Raw genomic sequence first — 16,764 nt, 5'->3', positions numbered from 1 at the left:
TCAGAGTAGGTCGTGCGCTGCGTCGCGGGCCTGCGCCGCCGTGGGCGCGGCGAGGGCCCGGCGCGCCATCTCGCGGCACGTATCCAGGTCGTGCCCGCGGAGCGCGGCCCGCACCGGCCCGATTTTGGAGGGGGCCATGCTTAGCGACGCCACCCCGAGCCCCACCAACACCAGAGCTGCAAGCGGGTCCCCGCCCGCCTCCCCGCACACCCCGACTGGCTTGCCGGCGGCCCAGCCACCCTCGGCGGCGGCGCGGATCATAGCGAGCACGGCGGGTTGCCACACGGACAGCAGCGGGGCGAGCTCGCCCTGCATGCGGTCGGCGGCCATCGTGTACTGGGACAGGTCGTTCGTGCCGATGGAGGCGAAGTCCGCCGCACCCAGGAGCTGTTCGGTGGTCAAGGCAGCGGCCGGGGTCTCCACCATCACGCCGACCTGGGGCAGGCCGAAGGAGCGGGCGCGGCGCACAAACCACTCGGCCTCCTCCTGCGTGGCCACCATAGGGGCCATGACCCGCAGGTCGCAGCCGTCGACCGCCTCGCGCGCCATGGAGAGGCGCAGCCCGCGGCGGCCAAGGGCGGGGTTGGGCTCCGCGCCGAGGTCGGCGAAGCGCAGCGGCTTGTCGGCGCCGGCGTCCAGGGTGCGCACCACCACGCGGCGGCGCCCGAACGCCTGAGCACGCCCGCATACATCTCCGCCTGCTCCGTCACGGTCGGCGCGCTCTCCCGGTCCACGAAGAGGAACTCGGTGCGGAGCAGGCCGCAGCCCTCCAGGTCCAGGCCGGACGCTGCGGCGGCGTCTGCGACGGTGCCGATGTTGGCCAGCAGCGTCACCCTGTGGTTGTGCTCCGCCGAGCCCGTGGAGCCCGCCAAAGCAGCCGCGCGGCGGCGCGACCGCTCGGCCAGGGCGGCGGTGTCAGTGTCGCTGGGGGTGATGATGACGTCGCCTGAGGTGCCGTCGATAGCTACAAAGCTCCCGGGTGCGACCCCGAGGATACCTTTGGCCTGCACCACGGCAGGGATGCCCAGCTGGGCGGCGAGGATCGCGGTGTGGGAGGTCGCGCCGCCGGCCTCGGTGACGATGCCGAGGACCCGGGCCGGGTCCAGGGTGGCGGTTTCCGCGGGGGCGAGGTCCGCGGCGACGAGGATCGAGGGGCGGTCGAGGGTGAACTGCTCCCCATTAGTTGGACTGAGAAAATCAGTTACCGACTAGTGGGGGGTAGTTTTCATTGAGAGCTCGAAGTTCGCTGAGTGAGCATCAGCGCGAGCAGTTGGTTGAACTTTTTGAGCAAGGCATGGGCTTTAAGGCTGCTGCCACTGCTCTTGATGTCTCCAAATACGCCGTCCGTATGCTCTATCGTCGGTTTACGCTGCATGGCAGGCTATGTCTCGTGGAGAAACCGACTAAGCAGCAGTATTCGTTCGAAATCAAGAAGGAAGTTGTCCAACGCCACCTTGCTGGTGAGACAGCGATGGATCTCGCGCGTGAATTTGGCCTGTCATCAGAGCAGCTAGTCAGCCAGTGGTCGTGGAAATGGCGTAAAGGTGGCGATGACGCGTTAAAACCGAAGCCGAAAGGCAGGCCTAAAGGTTTGGCCGCGCCGAAGCTGCTCACGGAGGAGGACAAGCTGCGTCGCCAGATCGCGCGGTTGGAAGCGGAAAACGCTTACTTAAAAAAATTGCGGGACTTGAGAAATCAGGGACACGCCTGAAAGTCCAGGCGATTGTCATCCTCAAGTCACAGCATCGGCTGCAATACCTTTGGGATGCGGCAGGCATGCCGAGAGCGACGTTCTTCTACCACCAGAAACGACTCAGCGAGCCGGACAAGCACGCTGCGCTCAAAGACCCGATCCGGGAAAGCTTCGAACGTAACAAGCATCGCTACGGCTACAGGCGAGTGCTACTTGACCTGCGCAACCAGGGGTGGGTGGTCAACCACAAGCTCGTCTACAAACTCATGTGCGAGTTGGGGCGTCGAGCCAAGGTCCGCCAGCGCAGGCCATATGTTTCTTATAACGGGACGATCAGCCACATTGCCGAGAACACACTTGACCGCAAGTTCACCCCAGATAAGCCAAACGCCGTCTTTGTCAGCGACGTCACCGAGCTCAGGATCGCAGGCCGCAAAGTCTACCTGTCACCGGTGATGGATCTGTTCGACCGTTCAATCGTTGCCCACACCGTGGCTACATCACCGTCGACAGCCTTTACCGCCGATGCTTTAACTCAGACGATTAAAATGTGTGCGCCTGAGACTGGGTGGATGATGCACACCGATCAAGGTTTCCAGTACCAGCATTCGTCCTGGCGCAACCTCATTCATGACAACGGCGGTGTTCAGTCGATGTCGCGTAAAGCTAACTGCTACGACAACGCGGTCATGGAGAACTTCTTCGGCCACTTGAAAACCGAGATGTACCACGGAGAAGTCTTCGACACCGTCGCAGAGTTCAACCAGGCGATCGACGACTACATCCAGTGGTACAACACCGAACGCATCCAACAACGACTCAAGGGCCTGACCCCGATGCAATATCGAAATCAGACCCTTGAAGTCCTAACCACCTAGAGTTAAACCAGTCCAACTTTCGGGGGCCAGTTCACCCCCGCAGGTGGCTTCTCCCCTAGTGCTTCCAACGACGAGAAGCACTAGGGGAGTTTCCTTTAGTGTGTAGCTTCCAGTCGTTCTTTGAGGCTGGTGGCTAAGTCTAGAAGTTCGTCTGGGTTATCTGCGGGCCGTTGTTGGGACAGATTCCTCTGTGCTGCGCGTACGAACTTGGCGAGTGTGCCGGCGTCGCGGGCCAGTGGGGAAGTGGCAGGCAACTCCGCTTGTATTACCTGTAGGTGCTTGGCGGCACTGTTGGCGGCGTCTAGTGCGTACTTGTAGTCTCCAGTATCCCCGTGCGCCCCAATAAACAACGCGCACAGGTGCGTGTCCTGGGCTTCATGAATAATGTCAGCCATTCCTTTACCCCCCTTAACCTCCGACCAACGACAACGCGTGCTAAACCCCGACATTATACATATTCTTTATGAATGGGTTATGGCAAAAATACACCTAACGAAGAAAACACACCAAAAGACGCTTCTCCGAAAGAACAAGATGCACCAGATAGGAACCCCTCTATAGAGAGCCATACCGAACAGGAAAAAGAAGTCACCCAAAGCACAAGTTCTGCTTCGCCTGCCCGCTCCGAATGGCTCCGCGACATTGGAATACCATTCATTGCCTCCACAGTGGTGGGATCCATTTTTATGGTGACGCAGATTTGGGACTCTAACAATCAGGCAGACACAGCAGAGCGACTCGAAAATCTGCGATACGTTCGAGATCGGGCTCAAGTTGCGACGTCAGCTAACCTATCACCCCATTGTCTAACAGCTGACGGGACCATATTTACCCCTGGTACGCCCACTACGAAATCTTCCACAGATAAACCAGACCCTTCCATTCCTGAACTGCCTTTTAAAGACTTTGACCTAAAGGAACAAAATTTGAGTGGTCTTTGGCTTAATTGTGCAAACTTTAGTGGAGCAAACCTCGAAGGGGCAGACTTAAGCAACGCAGTTTTAATAGAGGCGAAGTTTGACGGCGCGAATCTAAGAAACGCGAATCTACAAGGTGCAATCCTTGAACTAGCACAATTAGGGGGTGCCGATTTGCGTGGTGCGGATCTAAGCAACGCGGACCTATCGGGAACTCCTACAGACCTTTCAATTCTTGAAACTGCAACTTTGCACGAGACCATTCTTCCAGAGGATAACTTGGCGTTGACTCCACAACAGAAACAACGCTTACAAGATTTAGGTGCGACTTTCACTAAGGAGGAAGACCCCGAACCATAGTATAAAAGTCCGATAGAGTACACCCATCTGTACGCGCTGACCTGCGGCGTTGTGGGTTGTGCCGAGCGTGCTGCCGGAGTCCCTTTCAGTGTCCCTGGGGTAGGAGCGGCCGCATGAAGGTGCGCTCGTACCGCAGGACGCACTCGGACTCGTCTCGAATCCGGTCAGCGGCGATGAAGTCCGAGTGGGTGCCGAACAAGGTGCGGTACTGCTCGTAGGCAGCCAGGCTGGGGAAGCTGAACAGGGATTCCGCACGGTCACTCACACCTTCCGCGGGTAGGTAGTACCCGTGGTGGGTGCCGCCGTGTTCGTCGACATGCCGCATCCAAGCGCGGGCGAACTGTTCAAAGGCTGCGATCTGGTCGGGGTCGATGGTGTAGTGGACGACACAGGTGATCACATCCACAACGCTAGGCCCACAGGCGCTCATTGGGGAGCCTTTGTCTGTGCGCCTCGTGGTGCAGCACACCAATCTGCCTGGTTTACCTGCGGAAATGCGTCAGTTCGCCAAGTTGGCGCCGAGTTCAACGGTGAGAACTCCGACGGCGATGAGGAGGATGCCGAGGGCCATGGTTCGGGTGAGGGGTTCGTGGAAGATGACCCGGGCGAGGATCGCGGTGAGAGCTACGCCGGATGCTGCCCAGATGCCGTAGGCGACGCCAAGGGCCATGCCGTCGGCCAAGGCGAGACTTAAGGCGACGAACGCCACGAGATACCCCGCGATGACGCCGATGAACCATTTCTTCACCCGGCCACCGTCGGAGGCTCGTAGCGACATGGTCGCGACGACTTCGGACAAGATGGCGCCTGCGAGGAAGATCCATCTCATGAGTTGACTCCTGCTTCCTGGGCTGCGGTTTGCTGAGCTTTCTGGGAGCCGAGTTCGACGGTGAGGACACCGCTGATGATCGCAACCATTCCAAGACCCATCACAGCGGTCAGAGGTTCACCGAAAATCGCGGCGGATAGCACGGCGGCGAGCACGACCCCGCTGGCTCCCCAGATGCCATAGGCGACGCCGATCTGCATTCCTTCGCGCAGGCAGAAGGTGAGGAAGACGAAAGTGCCGATGTATCCGGCAGCAACCACGATGTACCAGGATGGGTGATTGAGCGCCGCCTTGAGAGACAGCGTCGCCGCCACTTCGGTAGTGATGGCGCCAGCGAGCAGGAACCACTGCTTCATGGGGTTGTTCCTTCGATCAGGGAGCGAATGCTGGAGACGACGGCTTCGAGATCCGCGCCGTGGAGGGTGGACACACCTGTGGCCTGGGCGCCCCAGAGTCCGTCGGCGGCGAGTCGGGCGGTGGTCAGCCTGGCTCGGGTGGCGGCGTCGAGATCGTCCGGGAGTTCGAGCCAGCGGCCCATCCGCGTAGTCCACGGTTCGGTGAGTTCGGGCCGATACGTCGCTTGGCCCCAGATGATGAACTCGGCGCGCTTGGCGACCCCGTGGGCGGCGACGTGAACGTAGCTCAGGAGCCGCTCGGTGGCGTTGGCGTTCTCGAGGGGCTTGCCAAGGGTGGCAGTCATGTCGTTCTCGACGTTGGCCGCAGCGTGGTCGACGATCGCGGCGAGCAGTACGTCGCGGTTGCGGAAGTGATATAGCAATCCCGGTTTGGTGAGCCCGGCCTCGTGGGCCACTGCGTCAAGGGTAATGTCGCCACCCTCCGCTGCGTTCATGACGCGGAGGGCAGCTTCCAGGATCTCGGAGCGCTGACTGGTTCGCATATAGCTAACTTTACCATTTGGTAGGTGAAGCCTTCAACTGCGGGCGCTGGTAGGGGCACCTGGGGTACACCCTATTGTTACGTGCGCCTATGGCAGTAAGTTACATGTAAAATAAGGTAGATTTGGGCATTATTTTACACTTGTATAGTGGGGTCTAGGCCGTATCTATACAGAAAGTGGTGATTGTGGTGTCGACGGCTAGTGGTTCTGGTTCGCGTGGGCAGCGGGTGGGGTATATCCGCGTTTCAACGGTGGAGCAAAATAATCAGCGCCAGAAAGAACTACTGTCCGTGTCTGGAAGTATTGACCGGTTCTTTGAGGACAAGATTTCCGGCCGCACTAAGACCGAGCGCCCTGGGCTTAGGGAGTGTATGGCCTATGTGCGCGACGGTGACGAACTCGTCGTCTCGTCGATTGATCGCCTCGCCCGCTCACTAACAGATCTACGCGGTATTGTCGACGAACTCGTCGACAAGGGCGTAACCGTTACCTTCCTGCACGAGCATCTCACTTTTACAAAAGACACCGCGGATCCGCGTGCGGATCTTATGCTGGGTATTTTGGGTTCGTTTGCGGAGTTTGAGCGGGCCATTATCCGCGAGCGCCAGGCGGAGGGTATTGCGTTGGCGAAAAAGGCCGGCAAGTACAAAGGCCGCAAACCCGCCCTTAGCCCAGACCAAGTAACAGAAATTAAGCAGCGCGCACTAGCAGGGGAGGCGAAGGCAGCGCTGGCGCGGGAGTTTGGGGTCACTCGCCCTACGGTGTATCGGGCGCTGAAGAACGCGTAGACGCGACGGAGCGCGGAGGGAATGTATACGCGATACTTTTCGCATCCGACAGTATTTCTACGGATCGTATCTAGCGCGGATATCGGCGGGGCTTAGGCTTCTACCTGTATCGGAGCAAATTTATAAGTGTTGCTACTGCTATGGCTGATATTCCAGCCGTCCCCCCGCTTCCCCAGCTAATCACTTCAAATTGAGCTAAGAGGGCGACAAGACATATCCCTAAAACTGCGGATAACCCAATTCTGATATAGGAATTCATTGAGCCATTCTCCTTCGTCAGTCCTTACCTTAATACCAATCAACGCATAAAACCGCTGCCTTGATTCAAGAGAGTCACAACTGTTGAAGTCTCACCAGTATACAGCCTAAGATAAATTTTTAAGCTTTGCGTTCTGGTACTTTCCTACGCACCCTAGATACGCGACTCCAAGGGCCCACTAAGCGCGCTCTATATTAACCTCTATCAAAGTCCATTCCACCATTTCGCAGCGGTATAGATGCTTACGTTCTTCCCTGCAACAGAGTCTAAAGCCGCCGAGACGGACTGCTCAGTACATGGGGATTTCTGGACCTTGGCCACGGAAGTTTTCGGTCAAAGCCCCGAACTCGACTTCCCATATATGAAACTCACTCGGCAAGAATGCAGGCTCCTTTTTCTGCCGAGAAACAACATCAGCTTGAGCTGCTTCACGTGTGGTAAATGCGGCCAATATATCTGGGCCTATTTCCTGGTAGCGCACGGAGGAATGTTGCGCATACCCTTCCCTAAAAACGAGATAAACAAGTCTCGGGAAACGACACTTGTTTAGTTCCCCCTTCCAGCCTTGAAGGGGAACTTCTTCAGTCCAACAGGTTATATCTGAAGAATCAACATGCTCGCCCATGGCACGCTCCTGCTCCCTAGTTAAAGCTATTCCGACGAATTCCTCGTCATACGTAGCGTCCGTACGCGCAAAGAGTACAAAGATTCTAGCCTGGTTACTGTTGTTTAAGATTCTACCTATTAAACCTTGCATGCTTCTCTAAACGGTTTAGTGTTAACAGTCGCAGTGTAAGTTTTATCGTCGTCTACGATAGTTCCCGTATTCGAGGGGCCTAACCCCCGACGTGTCCACTTTCCGGGGGTCAGGCCCACGCGTCTTTCGGCCCGAGGATCCGCTTCAGTCGACCATGGTCGCCTTCCAGGATGTTGTTGAGGTATTTCACCTGCCGGTGTTCCACTATTGCCGGCCAGATTCCCACTGACTTCAACTCGGCGATTGCCCTGACTAGGGAGGGTGCTTTACCGCCGTTGATCACTCTGGGATACCCGGCTGACGCATTGGATCTGACGGCCTTGGCTAGGAAACGCTTCGCTGCGGCCACGTTCTGCTTCGGAGAGAGGTAATAGTCTAGGGTCTGGCCACCGGCGGTGATCGCCCGATAGAGGTAGCATCACCTGCCGCTGACCCGGATATAGCTCTCATCCACCCGCCAGGAACTGGCCTGCCAGTCAGGTACCTGTCGGTACCACCGTGTTTGCTTATCCAGCTCAGGCGCGTATTTCTAGACCCAGCGGTAGATCGTGGTGTGATCAACCGGCACGCCCCGTTGAAGTCATCATTTCCTCCAGATCGCGGTAGCTCACCCCGTAGCGGCAGTACCACCTACTGCCCACAGAATGATGCCACGGGGGGAAATGACGGCGGGAGAAGATACCCATGGCTGTGATTATTTCACGTCGCCCTTCCTACTGCCCCAACTTTGCAACAGCACCAGAGAGAGCATAAAAGAAGCGTAGCGGTTAACCGCTACGCTGTGTTGTGGGGCTTTTTACTTTTTTACGGTGCACGTGTTCGAGTTAGTGGTTCGTTTCTTTCCTCGGGTGATTGCGACGATATTCCTCGACCAAGTGAGCAATACCCGGCGCAGCCTGGGACAGCATCCAGGTCATAAGCGCTATAAGAACCCCTATGACGATAAGTGTTAACGCCAACCAGCCCAGTGTTGGGGCAACACCTTCGGCCTCCTGGACGTGACCCCACAAGGCAGACACGCCGTCGGGTATGCCGAGCATACTTAGCAGCCCCTTCCCCAAGGCTCCGACAGCAACGAGTGCAATAGCAACGAAGAGAACACTGGCTGCAATCCACGCGGCAGACTGGCAAGCCTTAATAAAGTGCCTGTTAGATGCTGCCATGTCCTCGTTATACTTCTTGCGCTCTGCTCGTATATCCTCCAGCAGCTTCTCGTTGGCCTCCTTCTCCTGGAGCAAGGCGTTGCGGGCCTTGTCAGAGGCTTTTGCTGCCTTGTGCAGGCTTTCCGACTCTTTCGACATTGCCTCGGAGACCGCTACTGCTACCAGTGGCTCCAGGTCAGTAGTCAGGCTGGCCGTCATCTGGTTGTTGAGGCTCTGGGCTACTGCTTGGCTGGAAGACCGGTCGAGCTGGATGGGACTTTGTGCTGCCCTGATTACCTCCCGTTGTAGCTTTACGAGCTGCGACATCTGCTGATTTAGCTCGAGTAGAGTTCCCTTGACCCCGTCCATGCCGCTGGGCAGTGCCTCGATATTCTTTATCAGGCCGGTGATCATCTGTTGCACTCCCATCATCGTTTCCTGGAAGTGACTGCTGCTCACGTAGTTCTTGTTCTCGGCGAGCCTGCCCCTTACGCTTCCTAATTCGGTCTCCACTTTCGCTAATCGCGTCGAGAAGTCGCTGGGCAGACTGTTGATAATCTCCCCCGCGTTCTCCGGCAGACTCTTCAGTTTCTCCTGCGTCGCCTTGATAGCCTTCTCCACTTTGTTCAGGCGTGGATGGAAAACCTTCAAGACGCTTTCCATCTTGCCCTTCGCTGCTGCCTGGGCTATCTGTGTCATCTCGGTCACTGAGACCATAATTAAATCCCTCCTGGGAGTAGTAGTTTTCCTCCTCGTCATCGAGAAGGCTGGAGCCGTATTTCGCCTCCAGGTCATCGTCAATTGCATCAGCTTGGAGTTCCACCTCCTGTCGCGCAACGAGAGCTGCCTGAGCTTCGTTAACGCGCTCGGTCACACCCTCTAGCGAATAGCTGCGGCCTAATTTCGAGCCGGCCTTAGCTGCTTTACGCTTTCGGGTACGCCCTGCCTTCGTGGTGTTCGTGAAATAGGCCTCCTCTCCGTCATCATCGACCAGGGCCACGGTTAACGATTCACCCTCGGTCTTTGAGTTAGGCTGCACTTTTAGGGACAGGTTGTAGTCGCCAGCAACCTCTAGCGCCTTGGTCAGCGGGTCCTCGGCATCGGCTACTCGTTCATCAGCACACAGCTCATCTATGCGCTTGCGAGCAAAATCAGCCCAGGTGATTGCTGTTAATTCATCCACGCCCAGGCCCGTCGAGTCGGTGGACTGGCCCTCTTTGCGTGCCCTGCGCTCGGCAGGAAGTAGCGATATTTCCGGCTTTATCGGCTTGCTGTCTTTCGGCTTGCTACCTATCGGCTTGCTTCCATTGCCTCCCTGACGGCCTCCCGGCTTGCCCAGGACACGCATCCCCAACTCGCGCATCAACTCATCGTTGACGTTGCGCAACTTAAACCAGTTACGCATGTCCCTCGGTGCAGCCTTCTTTGTCTGCGGGTCGTGGTTGGCAAAGACGATATGGTTATGGACGCAGCCGCTTTTACTGTCGGTGTGCGTGGCAACGGTAAACGGAACTCCCGTGCCTTTAGTCAGCCGCATCGCCAGCTCTGAACCGGCTGCATTAGCCCGAGCTACATCAGCCGGGTTGTCCTTATCCAGCTCGTCTTTCGCCCACGATTGGATATAAATAATTGCTTCGTCAGTGCGCTGAGACGGAGCATAACGCTCCATCTCGTCCACACTGGCCTCCATGAAGTCCACTCCAGACCAGCGGCCAGATGTCGCCTGCGGCGAGAACGATTCAGCATTAGGTTGAACCGTGCATAAAGCATCAGCTCGCGCCCGGCCCTTGCGGGCATTGTCTGCCGTTCCGTAGACGGCATACACTGTCGCCGCGCGGAGGTTCTGGCTGTAGCTAATCTTGATTGTGGACAAAGTCTTTCACCTCCTGGCGGAGAGAATCGACTTTGTCAGCGATGCCTTCTACCAACTCGGACACCGATTCAGTCCCGTCGATATTTGCCCGCCGAGCCAGCTGGTTCAGATTGATGCCAATCCGGCGCAGTTGCTCGTTCATCTCGTCCCACCGGCGCAGCGTGTCCGGGGCCAAACGCTTTTGCGTTAGCACGCTCTCCTCCTCTGCGAGGACATAGAGAGCTTCCCGGAACACGACTGCTTTTTGCACACCTGCGAACCGTGCGACCTCCTCGACAAATTTGTCCAAATCCTTGTCGAGGCGCACGGTTGTCCGCGAATATGTCGAGAACTTGTCTCGCATATCCACCTCCTACTTTCCATACTTACTGTGGCAGGGTGGCCCCGGCTGCTGACGCAGCCAGGGCCACAGTCTGTTAGTGAGGGTCACGCTTCTCCGGTGTCGGCCCCCTGAATCTGCTGCGCAGCTTCAGGCGTACTCGCCACCGTCAAAGACGGCCCTCCCTAACAGGCGGCCAGCAAGCCACTCGGGCACCTCCGGTGTCTCGTGGCGCTGGCGAGGGAGATTCTCTCCCTCGACCCTCTGGTCCTACGCTCACTGACCGTAGTGGTCAGTTTGCTCCGGGCCTGCGGGGGATTCCTCCGGCTCTGGGGAGCCTTCGGAATCTGCCTCAGAGGCTTCGTCAGCCTCTTCGTATTCCCCGCCGTGGGAGTCCTCAGAACCCTCCGACTCCTCCGACTCTGTAGAGTCATCGGAGCCTTCATCGGCTTCTTCGTCCTCCGACTCCTCCGGCTCGGTCGAGCCTTCGGAATCGACTTCGGAGCCTTTATCAGCTCCCTCGTCCTCCCCGCGATGAGCGCTCTCGTCCTCCTCGGACTCTTCGCGGGAGGGGGCCACCTGTGCGCCGCATTCCACGAGCAGTTCCCGGACAGAACGGTCGAGAAATGCGGCCCATTTGCTCGACGGTTCATAAACGCAGGCGGCGAGAACTTTGCCTAACCTACGCTCAATTTCCTCGAACTCCGCAGCCAATTCGGTTTCCTCTCGCTTCTGCTTCTCCAGGCGAGCTTCAAACTTTTTTATCGCAGAGGCGGTCTGAGACTTCGTAATCATAGTTCTGGTTCCCATCCTTTATCTGTGTCGTTTTCTTCTGGTTCATTCTGGAAAAGAGGGGCAAATCGCGGGTCTTTAACCGTGACGTTACGGGGCTTGCGCTCGGGCTGGCCCGGGGGATTGCCGTTGGGCTTGCCCTGCATTTTCCTGTCGCGTTCGTCAAGCTCTCGTGACAGCTGGTCTATTTCGGCATCGACCTTTTTCCTCTCCTCCCTAAGCTGCTCCAGGGACACGCCCTCTGCGGGAGCGTGTTGGGCAAGATCCTCGAGAATCTCCTGGACGCGATTAGAACGACGAATGATGTCGGCGCAGTCTAGGCCGACTAAACCTGCGATAAGGCCTTTTGCAGATTCCTCGGCTTCGTAGCGTTCCTTCGACCCGCCGCGAGGTGTCCGGGGTGGCTGCGGTGATTGTGGCTCCATGGCCAACTCCTTTCTTTAGGTTGCGGTATTTCGGTGCCATCGGGCACTTGGGTTAAGCACCCGATGGTTCAAGGCTTCCCAGGGGTATGTTCCTACGTTGTTAACGTCTCTGTGACGATAAAAGTGTCTAGGGGAGGGCTGCGAGAGAGCTGCATGCAAACCGCCTACTTACACTCAGACCAGTTGTCGCCAGGGCCAGCTGAATCCGAGAGCACAGGGACAGAGACCCCACCAGAGGAAGGCAGCTCGACAGCCTTAAAGGCGGCTACCACACACTCCTTAATCCCCTCAGCACGCTCGCGTGGCACCGAGAGAATAATCTCGTCATGGACGAAAATGCGTACCATCTCCAGGACTTCCCTCGGGAGATTGAGAACGCCCTCCAGGAATACGTCTCGGGCCGTGCCTTGACCGTATGCAGCCGGTGCTTGGGTATAAGCCCTATCTCGTGCGACAGCGACACGGCGACCGAAGCCGGTGGAAACCCAGCCACGAGTCTCGGCGCTTTTACGCAGAGACTCTTTGAAGGACTCCAGCTCCGGGAACTCACGATGCAGGCGGTCAAGCTGAGACCGAGCCTCAACAACAGAGATGCCAGCATGGTCGGCAAACGACTTTGGCCCCATGCCGTAGTTTGCCGCATGGCCGAGAGCTTTAGCCTCAGACCTGCGGGACTTATCGCCAAATACACGGACAGCCATCTCTGTATGTGCGTCACGACCAAGCGCGAATAGCTCTGAGTAGCGCTCGTCACCGCTGCCAGCAGCCATGCACCTAGCATCAATCTGGCTCAAATCCACGCTGATAAGAACCTCGTCAGCACTATCCGAGAGGATCATCTCGCGTTGACGGATAAGCCTTTTATCACGAGAACCGAAAACCGTCATACCTGGATCTTTGGTGCTCAAGCGTCCAGTGTTCTGACTGGGCTTAATAGACGGGTACACACGGTCACCGTGCAGATACTTTTTAATCGTCGCAGCAGGCGTCGAGGCTTGCAGCAGTGTTTGCATCCTAGTCGCCAGCTCGACTACCTCGGGGGTGCCTGCATGTTGCTCAGCAAGCTCCTGCATCGCCTTACCGCTAATCGAGATTCCACCTTTCTTTGTACGCGGCACTTCGGCACCGAATCGGCCAAAGTAGTCTGCAATAGCCTGCTTGCCATCTACCGAAGCCCATGGCGACGTACCTTCGTCGGGCATACCGACAGTGTCTACTAGCCACTGTCGGATATTGCTTTTCGTCTGTTCTTCCTCCGCGAAAAAAGCCTCGACCTTACCGGTGTCTACACGGATACCTTTCGCTTCCACGACGGATAGAGCGTACGTCTTTTCGTGCTCACGCTGGAGATATTCCTCGCCCACTGCGTCGATGGTCTCAGGCAGAAGCTTGCTGTATACGGCAGTGTTCGCCCGCACGTCCTGGAGCGCGTACTTGACATAGTCAGGGTGATCGGTGGGTATCTTGTCGAAGCCACCAAACTGCTCCGCCTGCGCGTCAAGTACTGTTTTCCCATCTTTGAGCAACTTTCCACCAACGCCGTAACGCGACGCGACAGCATTGAGGTCGTACTTTAAGTTCTTAGCACCACCTGCAGCCAGCCGCGCCATGACGAGAGTGTCATGCACACGGTTAGACTTCACCAGAGCCTCAACATCGAGACCATAAAGACGCTGTAGCGCAGCTAGGTCGTATTGGACGATGTTGTGGCCTACGACCACGCCTGCACGCTCGATTAGAGGTAGCAGCTCACCTGCAATATCGGTTGTAGCTACAGGTTCTGCACCATTGATGGAGTAAGTAGCCAGCCGGACAAAGCCAGGGTCATCCGTCACGTGCAGGTGATCGGCACGGCCGGTCTCCAAGTCGAATACCAGCGTGTCAACACTATCTGTATCCGAAGGCTCAGGTGTTGCAGGGGTAGAAGGCTCTGGCGGCACACTGTTATCGGGACCAGCACCAGGGCCGGGGCCACCACCCCAGTCATCCTCGCACACCACATGAAAAAGCTTCGTGTGGTGCTTTACACCAGCGCTTTCAAGACAGTATCCACCAATCCACGCGCCTTGCAGACGGGAGTAGACACGCCCGAGGCGGCGTGCTGAGACCTCGTCCAAAGAAACCAGACCCTCAGGCAGAGGGACATAGTCGCGGGAGTCAGCGATTTTGCATTCCGCGTCGAAGGCGCGGAAATCGTCGCCCTCCATTGCTTCATAGAGCCACGCTAGGTGCTCAGCGTTTTCCTGCTCAGAAGCGTTATACCGTGCTCGGATCTCCTCCAAGTCTGTCGTGAGATCGGCATACCCGACGTGCTCCAAAGTGCCACCGACCACGTGATACCAGCCCTCGAAAGAGCCGAACGGGCCGGCCACATTAGGCGATGGCCTGCCAGCCACAGCCCATGCACGGATTAGTGTCAGTGCCGCTGCCAGCAGTTCACGCCGGTGAGCACGCACATATCGGCGCAGGTGAGGATGCCGGAAACCGCTGCGAGATTCAGGCCTGGAGCACTTCGGGTCGAGAAGAATAGGAACGACACGGCGGGCCAGGTCGCCGTCAACAGCGATATTATTTCCGGCTGCGTACACGCACAGGTTGTTTTGTACCGAAATCATGCGCGACTCACCAAGGATGCGGTCGGTATAAGACTCGGCTGTCAGCAGGGCAGATAGAGCTTTACTATCCACACCGACGCTACATTCGTCGAGGAAAAGTGTTGCAGCACCAGCAAAAAGCTTCGACGCAATTACCTTCCGCATCTCTGTCTCAGTACCAGGCAAGTCCTGCACCGCAGCAGTCTCGCCTGTTGCGATCAGATGGAAAACATCTGTGAGCAGACCTTTTCCAGAGGATCGGCGCACGGCAGAAATCACGTGCATAGGTGCTGTGGTAAGCATCGGACGCGCCAGAGGTGTTAGCAGAGCACCGAGAGCACGGGTGCGATCAGCAGGAGTTACCCACGGAAAATCGTAGAGAACATCCTCAAGCAGCACCTTTGCATTCTCCACGTCCTGATCACTTGGTTTATCTGGCACAGAGATACCGGTAAGGGAATCGTCGAGGTCTACATAGACACCCGTGCCCTTGTGGTAACCCGAGCGCGTGATAATTTCGCCAGTCTCTGTAACCAGCGGCGACCGCGTCACGCTGTGCAGCGGCGGCAGACTATCGGTATAGAAAGGAGTGAAAATCACGTCGATATCTTTGTCCATCGGTGCCACGACAGTGGTGGAATCGTCAGTTTCACGCACCAAATCGAAAGCAGCAGCAGCCAGACGCCGCCCCGTTGCACGGTCTACCGGCACCAGGACAGCCTGGCCATCACGCCGAGAAATCATTACAGGACGAGAATCCTGGCGAAACAGTGTCACACCTGCATGTTTACTCTCAATTGCCTCCCAAGCTCGATCCCATAGCGTTTCAGGCGGCAAGTCGGTATGAAGCTTCGGACGCGAGTCGTTGCGAGTCTCGTCAGTGTTGCTGCGCTGCTTCTTGCTAGCACGCTTCGGCATCTTGCTGGCAGGCTTAGCCTGCGCCCGGCGAATCCACAGCTCAAGCATCTCAGAGCGCTCGCCATCGTCCACAGTGGCAAGGACATCATCTAACCCTTGCGACCCGTGGCCTGGCATACGCACGAAACGGACAGGGGATGCACCCCACGCCTTACAGTGTTCACCAAGGCCTTGCGCACCGTCGTAGACAGCACGGTTAGAGCCAGCATCAGCATCAGGGATGATGTAGACAGACTGCCCTTTAAGACGGGCAAAAGCAGGGTTAGGCCCGTCCTCGCCACCCATCCATGTCTGAATACCAGGGATGCAGTACACAGCAGTCGTGTCATCAGTCCAGGTCATCGCAGCAAGAGCCTGCTTCGTGCCCTCGACCACCAGCACGCGACGTGTGGCACTCGTAATCGGTCGCCGCTCGATAAACGACGGCGAGATATTCGACCCTTCTTTCTTCGGGCAGATGTATTTACGGGGTCGCCCCTCCTCGTCCACCAAAGAACCAGGTTGTGGCTTTACTTGCCACGTCACACCGCGCCCGGCCTCAACCATTGGATAGACCAAAGCCGGAAGGGTGTCGTTTCTATCTGCAATCCAGCGCAACGGCTCAGGCAGCTCGTCACGGGTGGAGGCAGTATAGACACCAGTTGCAGCGATTGTTTCATCGCTAATAGCAGAGGCATGAAGCTCAGCTAGATGGTCTGAATTAAGGTCAATGTCTGGACTTATGACAGTCGAGGCAGTAGAATCAGAGTTGTTCAGATTATGAGAGGCGCTCTCCGGGGCGCTTTTCTTATGTGTCACGCCGCTGCACCCCCAGACAGAACAGTTGTAAGGCGGCAACGTTGCTCCTCACTTAAAGCAGGCGCAACAGCTACAATGGCATCGATGAAATCCTCGACAGTCGCCGGGCGGTGACATGCCGCTAAGTAAGCATCGAGATCGGCGCGGCTTACTCGGTACGTGCCGCCGATAAGATGTGCTCCCAGCTCGCCACGCTTAATCCTGTCGCGCAGAACGTCAGCGCTGCCGAGACCCATGTCGGTGAGGTCAGCGAGGGTATAAAACGAAAGACGGGGGTTGACCGCAGGAGCGGTAACAGAGGAAGACAAAGCGTACTCCAGACAGCATTAATCGCTATCCGGAGAGGGGTGCGTTCCCGGCTTATATCTGGGCGGTCTGAGAGCACCGTGCGCAGCTTCGCTTTACGGGAGCGCTAACTCCCTACCCAACCTCTGTCCCCAGCCTGGCTTGCCGTTCCAGGACTTACGCGGATGTATCTTTTATCGTCGGAGAAACGGCATGCTCGTGCCGTCGGGGCTACCCAT

At 57.2% G+C, this 16,764-nt stretch carries 15 protein-coding genes and 3 pseudogenes; 3 read left to right on the top strand and 15 right to left on the bottom strand.

The window, feature by feature from the left end; all coding sequences use genetic code 11:
• A pseudogene (locus RAE07_RS02695) lies at window positions 1-1,106 on the bottom strand (putative PEP-binding protein).
• Window positions 1,107-1,274: 168 nt separating this feature from the next.
• On the opposite strand from RAE07_RS02695, the pseudogene RAE07_RS02690 reads away from it, so the two are divergent.
• Window positions 1,275-2,571, top strand: a pseudogene (locus tag RAE07_RS02690) (IS3 family transposase).
• Between the two features lie 95 nt (window positions 2,572-2,666).
• On the opposite strand, the gene RAE07_RS02685 reads toward RAE07_RS02690, so the two are convergent.
• Window positions 2,667-2,966 (bottom strand): hypothetical protein, encoded by a 300-nt coding sequence (locus RAE07_RS02685; protein WP_317001276.1) that lies wholly within the window; start codon window positions 2,964-2,966, stop codon window positions 2,667-2,669.
• A 72-nt stretch (window positions 2,967-3,038) separates the two neighbouring features.
• On the opposite strand from RAE07_RS02685, the gene RAE07_RS02680 reads away from it, so the two are divergent.
• A complete protein-coding gene (locus RAE07_RS02680) occupies window positions 3,039-3,848 on the top strand; it encodes a pentapeptide repeat-containing protein (RefSeq protein WP_317001274.1) in 810 nt (269 codons plus the stop codon).
• Between the two features lie 85 nt (window positions 3,849-3,933).
• On the opposite strand, the gene RAE07_RS02675 is transcribed toward RAE07_RS02680, so the two are convergent.
• The 4 genes from RAE07_RS02675 to RAE07_RS02660 form a co-directional block, all read right to left on the bottom strand.
• Window positions 3,934-4,248: an NIPSNAP family protein gene (locus tag RAE07_RS02675; protein WP_174232238.1), complete on the bottom strand. Its 315-nt coding sequence runs from the start codon at window positions 4,246-4,248 to the stop codon at window positions 3,934-3,936.
• Between the two features lie 99 nt (window positions 4,249-4,347).
• Window positions 4,348-4,677 (bottom strand): DMT family transporter, encoded by a 330-nt coding sequence (locus tag RAE07_RS02670; protein WP_003849969.1) that lies wholly within the window; start codon window positions 4,675-4,677, stop codon window positions 4,348-4,350.
• On the bottom strand, window positions 4,674-5,033 hold the full coding sequence (locus tag RAE07_RS02665; RefSeq protein ID WP_048733039.1) for a DMT family transporter: 360 nt from the start codon (window positions 5,031-5,033) through the stop codon (window positions 4,674-4,676). Before RAE07_RS02665 ends, RAE07_RS02670 begins: the two co-directional genes overlap by 4 nt.
• A complete protein-coding gene (locus RAE07_RS02660) occupies window positions 5,030-5,575 on the bottom strand; it encodes a TetR/AcrR family transcriptional regulator (protein WP_144013056.1) in 546 nt (181 codons plus the stop codon). The genes RAE07_RS02665 and RAE07_RS02660 overlap by 4 nt, the downstream gene beginning before the upstream one ends.
• Window positions 5,576-5,754: 179 nt before the next feature.
• Between RAE07_RS02660 and RAE07_RS02655 the strand changes: the two genes are divergently transcribed.
• Window positions 5,755-6,363: a recombinase family protein gene (locus tag RAE07_RS02655; protein ID WP_317001273.1), complete on the top strand. Its 609-nt coding sequence runs from the start codon at window positions 5,755-5,757 to the stop codon at window positions 6,361-6,363.
• 548 nt (window positions 6,364-6,911) lie between these two features.
• On the opposite strand, the gene RAE07_RS02650 is transcribed toward RAE07_RS02655, so the two are convergent.
• The 9 genes and pseudogenes from RAE07_RS02650 to RAE07_RS02610 all read right to left on the bottom strand — a co-directional run bounded on the left by RAE07_RS02650 (window position 6,912) and on the right by RAE07_RS02610 (window position 16,548).
• Window positions 6,912-7,247, bottom strand: coding sequence for a hypothetical protein (locus tag RAE07_RS02650; protein WP_317001272.1), 336 nt, complete (start codon window positions 7,245-7,247; stop codon window positions 6,912-6,914).
• 247 nt (window positions 7,248-7,494) lie between these two features.
• Window positions 7,495-8,065: pseudogene (locus RAE07_RS02645) on the bottom strand (IS6 family transposase); the annotation flags it as partial.
• Between the two features lie 138 nt (window positions 8,066-8,203).
• Window positions 8,204-8,740: a hypothetical protein gene (locus tag RAE07_RS02640; protein ID WP_316327659.1), complete on the bottom strand. Its 537-nt coding sequence runs from the start codon at window positions 8,738-8,740 to the stop codon at window positions 8,204-8,206.
• On the bottom strand, window positions 8,718-10,394 hold the full coding sequence (locus RAE07_RS02635) for a relaxase/mobilization nuclease domain-containing protein (protein ID WP_316327660.1): 1,677 nt from the start codon (window positions 10,392-10,394) through the stop codon (window positions 8,718-8,720). The genes RAE07_RS02640 and RAE07_RS02635 overlap by 23 nt, the downstream gene beginning before the upstream one ends.
• Window positions 10,375-10,737, bottom strand: a complete 363-nt coding sequence (gene mobC, locus RAE07_RS02630) for a plasmid mobilization relaxosome protein MobC (RefSeq protein WP_316327662.1) — start codon at window positions 10,735-10,737, stop codon at window positions 10,375-10,377. The genes RAE07_RS02635 and mobC overlap by 20 nt, the downstream gene beginning before the upstream one ends.
• A gap of 252 nt (window positions 10,738-10,989) precedes the next feature.
• Window positions 10,990-11,508: a hypothetical protein gene (locus RAE07_RS02625; RefSeq protein ID WP_316327663.1), complete on the bottom strand. Its 519-nt coding sequence runs from the start codon at window positions 11,506-11,508 to the stop codon at window positions 10,990-10,992.
• Window positions 11,505-11,930: a hypothetical protein gene (locus RAE07_RS02620; RefSeq protein ID WP_046203532.1), complete on the bottom strand. Its 426-nt coding sequence runs from the start codon at window positions 11,928-11,930 to the stop codon at window positions 11,505-11,507. Before RAE07_RS02620 ends, RAE07_RS02625 begins: the two co-directional genes overlap by 4 nt.
• A 164-nt stretch (window positions 11,931-12,094) precedes the next feature.
• Window positions 12,095-16,240 (bottom strand): DNA polymerase, encoded by a 4,146-nt coding sequence (locus tag RAE07_RS02615; RefSeq protein ID WP_316327664.1) that lies wholly within the window; start codon window positions 16,238-16,240, stop codon window positions 12,095-12,097.
• On the bottom strand, window positions 16,237-16,548 hold the full coding sequence (locus tag RAE07_RS02610) for a helix-turn-helix domain-containing protein (protein ID WP_316327666.1): 312 nt from the start codon (window positions 16,546-16,548) through the stop codon (window positions 16,237-16,239). Before RAE07_RS02610 ends, RAE07_RS02615 begins: the two co-directional genes overlap by 4 nt.
• Window positions 16,549-16,764: the final 216 nt, after the last annotated feature.

It is taken from the genome of Corynebacterium nasorum (assembly GCF_032821635.1).
In the GTDB taxonomy this organism is placed as follows: Bacteria; Actinomycetota; Actinomycetes; order Mycobacteriales; family Mycobacteriaceae; genus Corynebacterium; species Corynebacterium kefirresidentii.
This window is presented reverse-complemented; position numbering and strand designations above follow the sequence as displayed.

Bases quoted from the DNA above. Each gene is read 5' to 3' on its own strand.
- RAE07_RS02685 (WP_317001276.1), bottom strand. From the start codon at position 2,966: ATGGCTGACATTATTCATGAAGCCCAGGACACGCACCTGTGCGCGTTG.
- RAE07_RS02680 (WP_317001274.1), top strand. From the start codon at position 3,039: ATGGGTTATGGCAAAAATACACCTAACGAAGAAAACACACCAAAAGAC.
- RAE07_RS02670 (WP_003849969.1), bottom strand. From the start codon at position 4,677: ATGAGATGGATCTTCCTCGCAGGCGCCATCTTGTCCGAAGTCGTCGCG.
- RAE07_RS02665 (WP_048733039.1), bottom strand. From the start codon at position 5,033: ATGAAGCAGTGGTTCCTGCTCGCTGGCGCCATCACTACCGAAGTGGCG.
- RAE07_RS02660 (WP_144013056.1), bottom strand. From the start codon at position 5,575: ATGCGAACCAGTCAGCGCTCCGAGATCCTGGAAGCTGCCCTCCGCGTC.
- RAE07_RS02650 (WP_317001272.1), bottom strand. From the start codon at position 7,247: ATGGGCGAGCATGTTGATTCTTCAGATATAACCTGTTGGACTGAAGAA.
- RAE07_RS02640 (WP_316327659.1), bottom strand. From the start codon at position 8,740: ATGACGGCCAGCCTGACTACTGACCTGGAGCCACTGGTAGCAGTAGCG.
- mobC (WP_316327662.1), bottom strand. From the start codon at position 10,737: ATGCGAGACAAGTTCTCGACATATTCGCGGACAACCGTGCGCCTCGAC.
- RAE07_RS02625 (WP_316327663.1), bottom strand. From the start codon at position 11,508: ATGATTACGAAGTCTCAGACCGCCTCTGCGATAAAAAAGTTTGAAGCT.
- RAE07_RS02620 (WP_046203532.1), bottom strand. From the start codon at position 11,930: ATGGAGCCACAATCACCGCAGCCACCCCGGACACCTCGCGGCGGGTCG.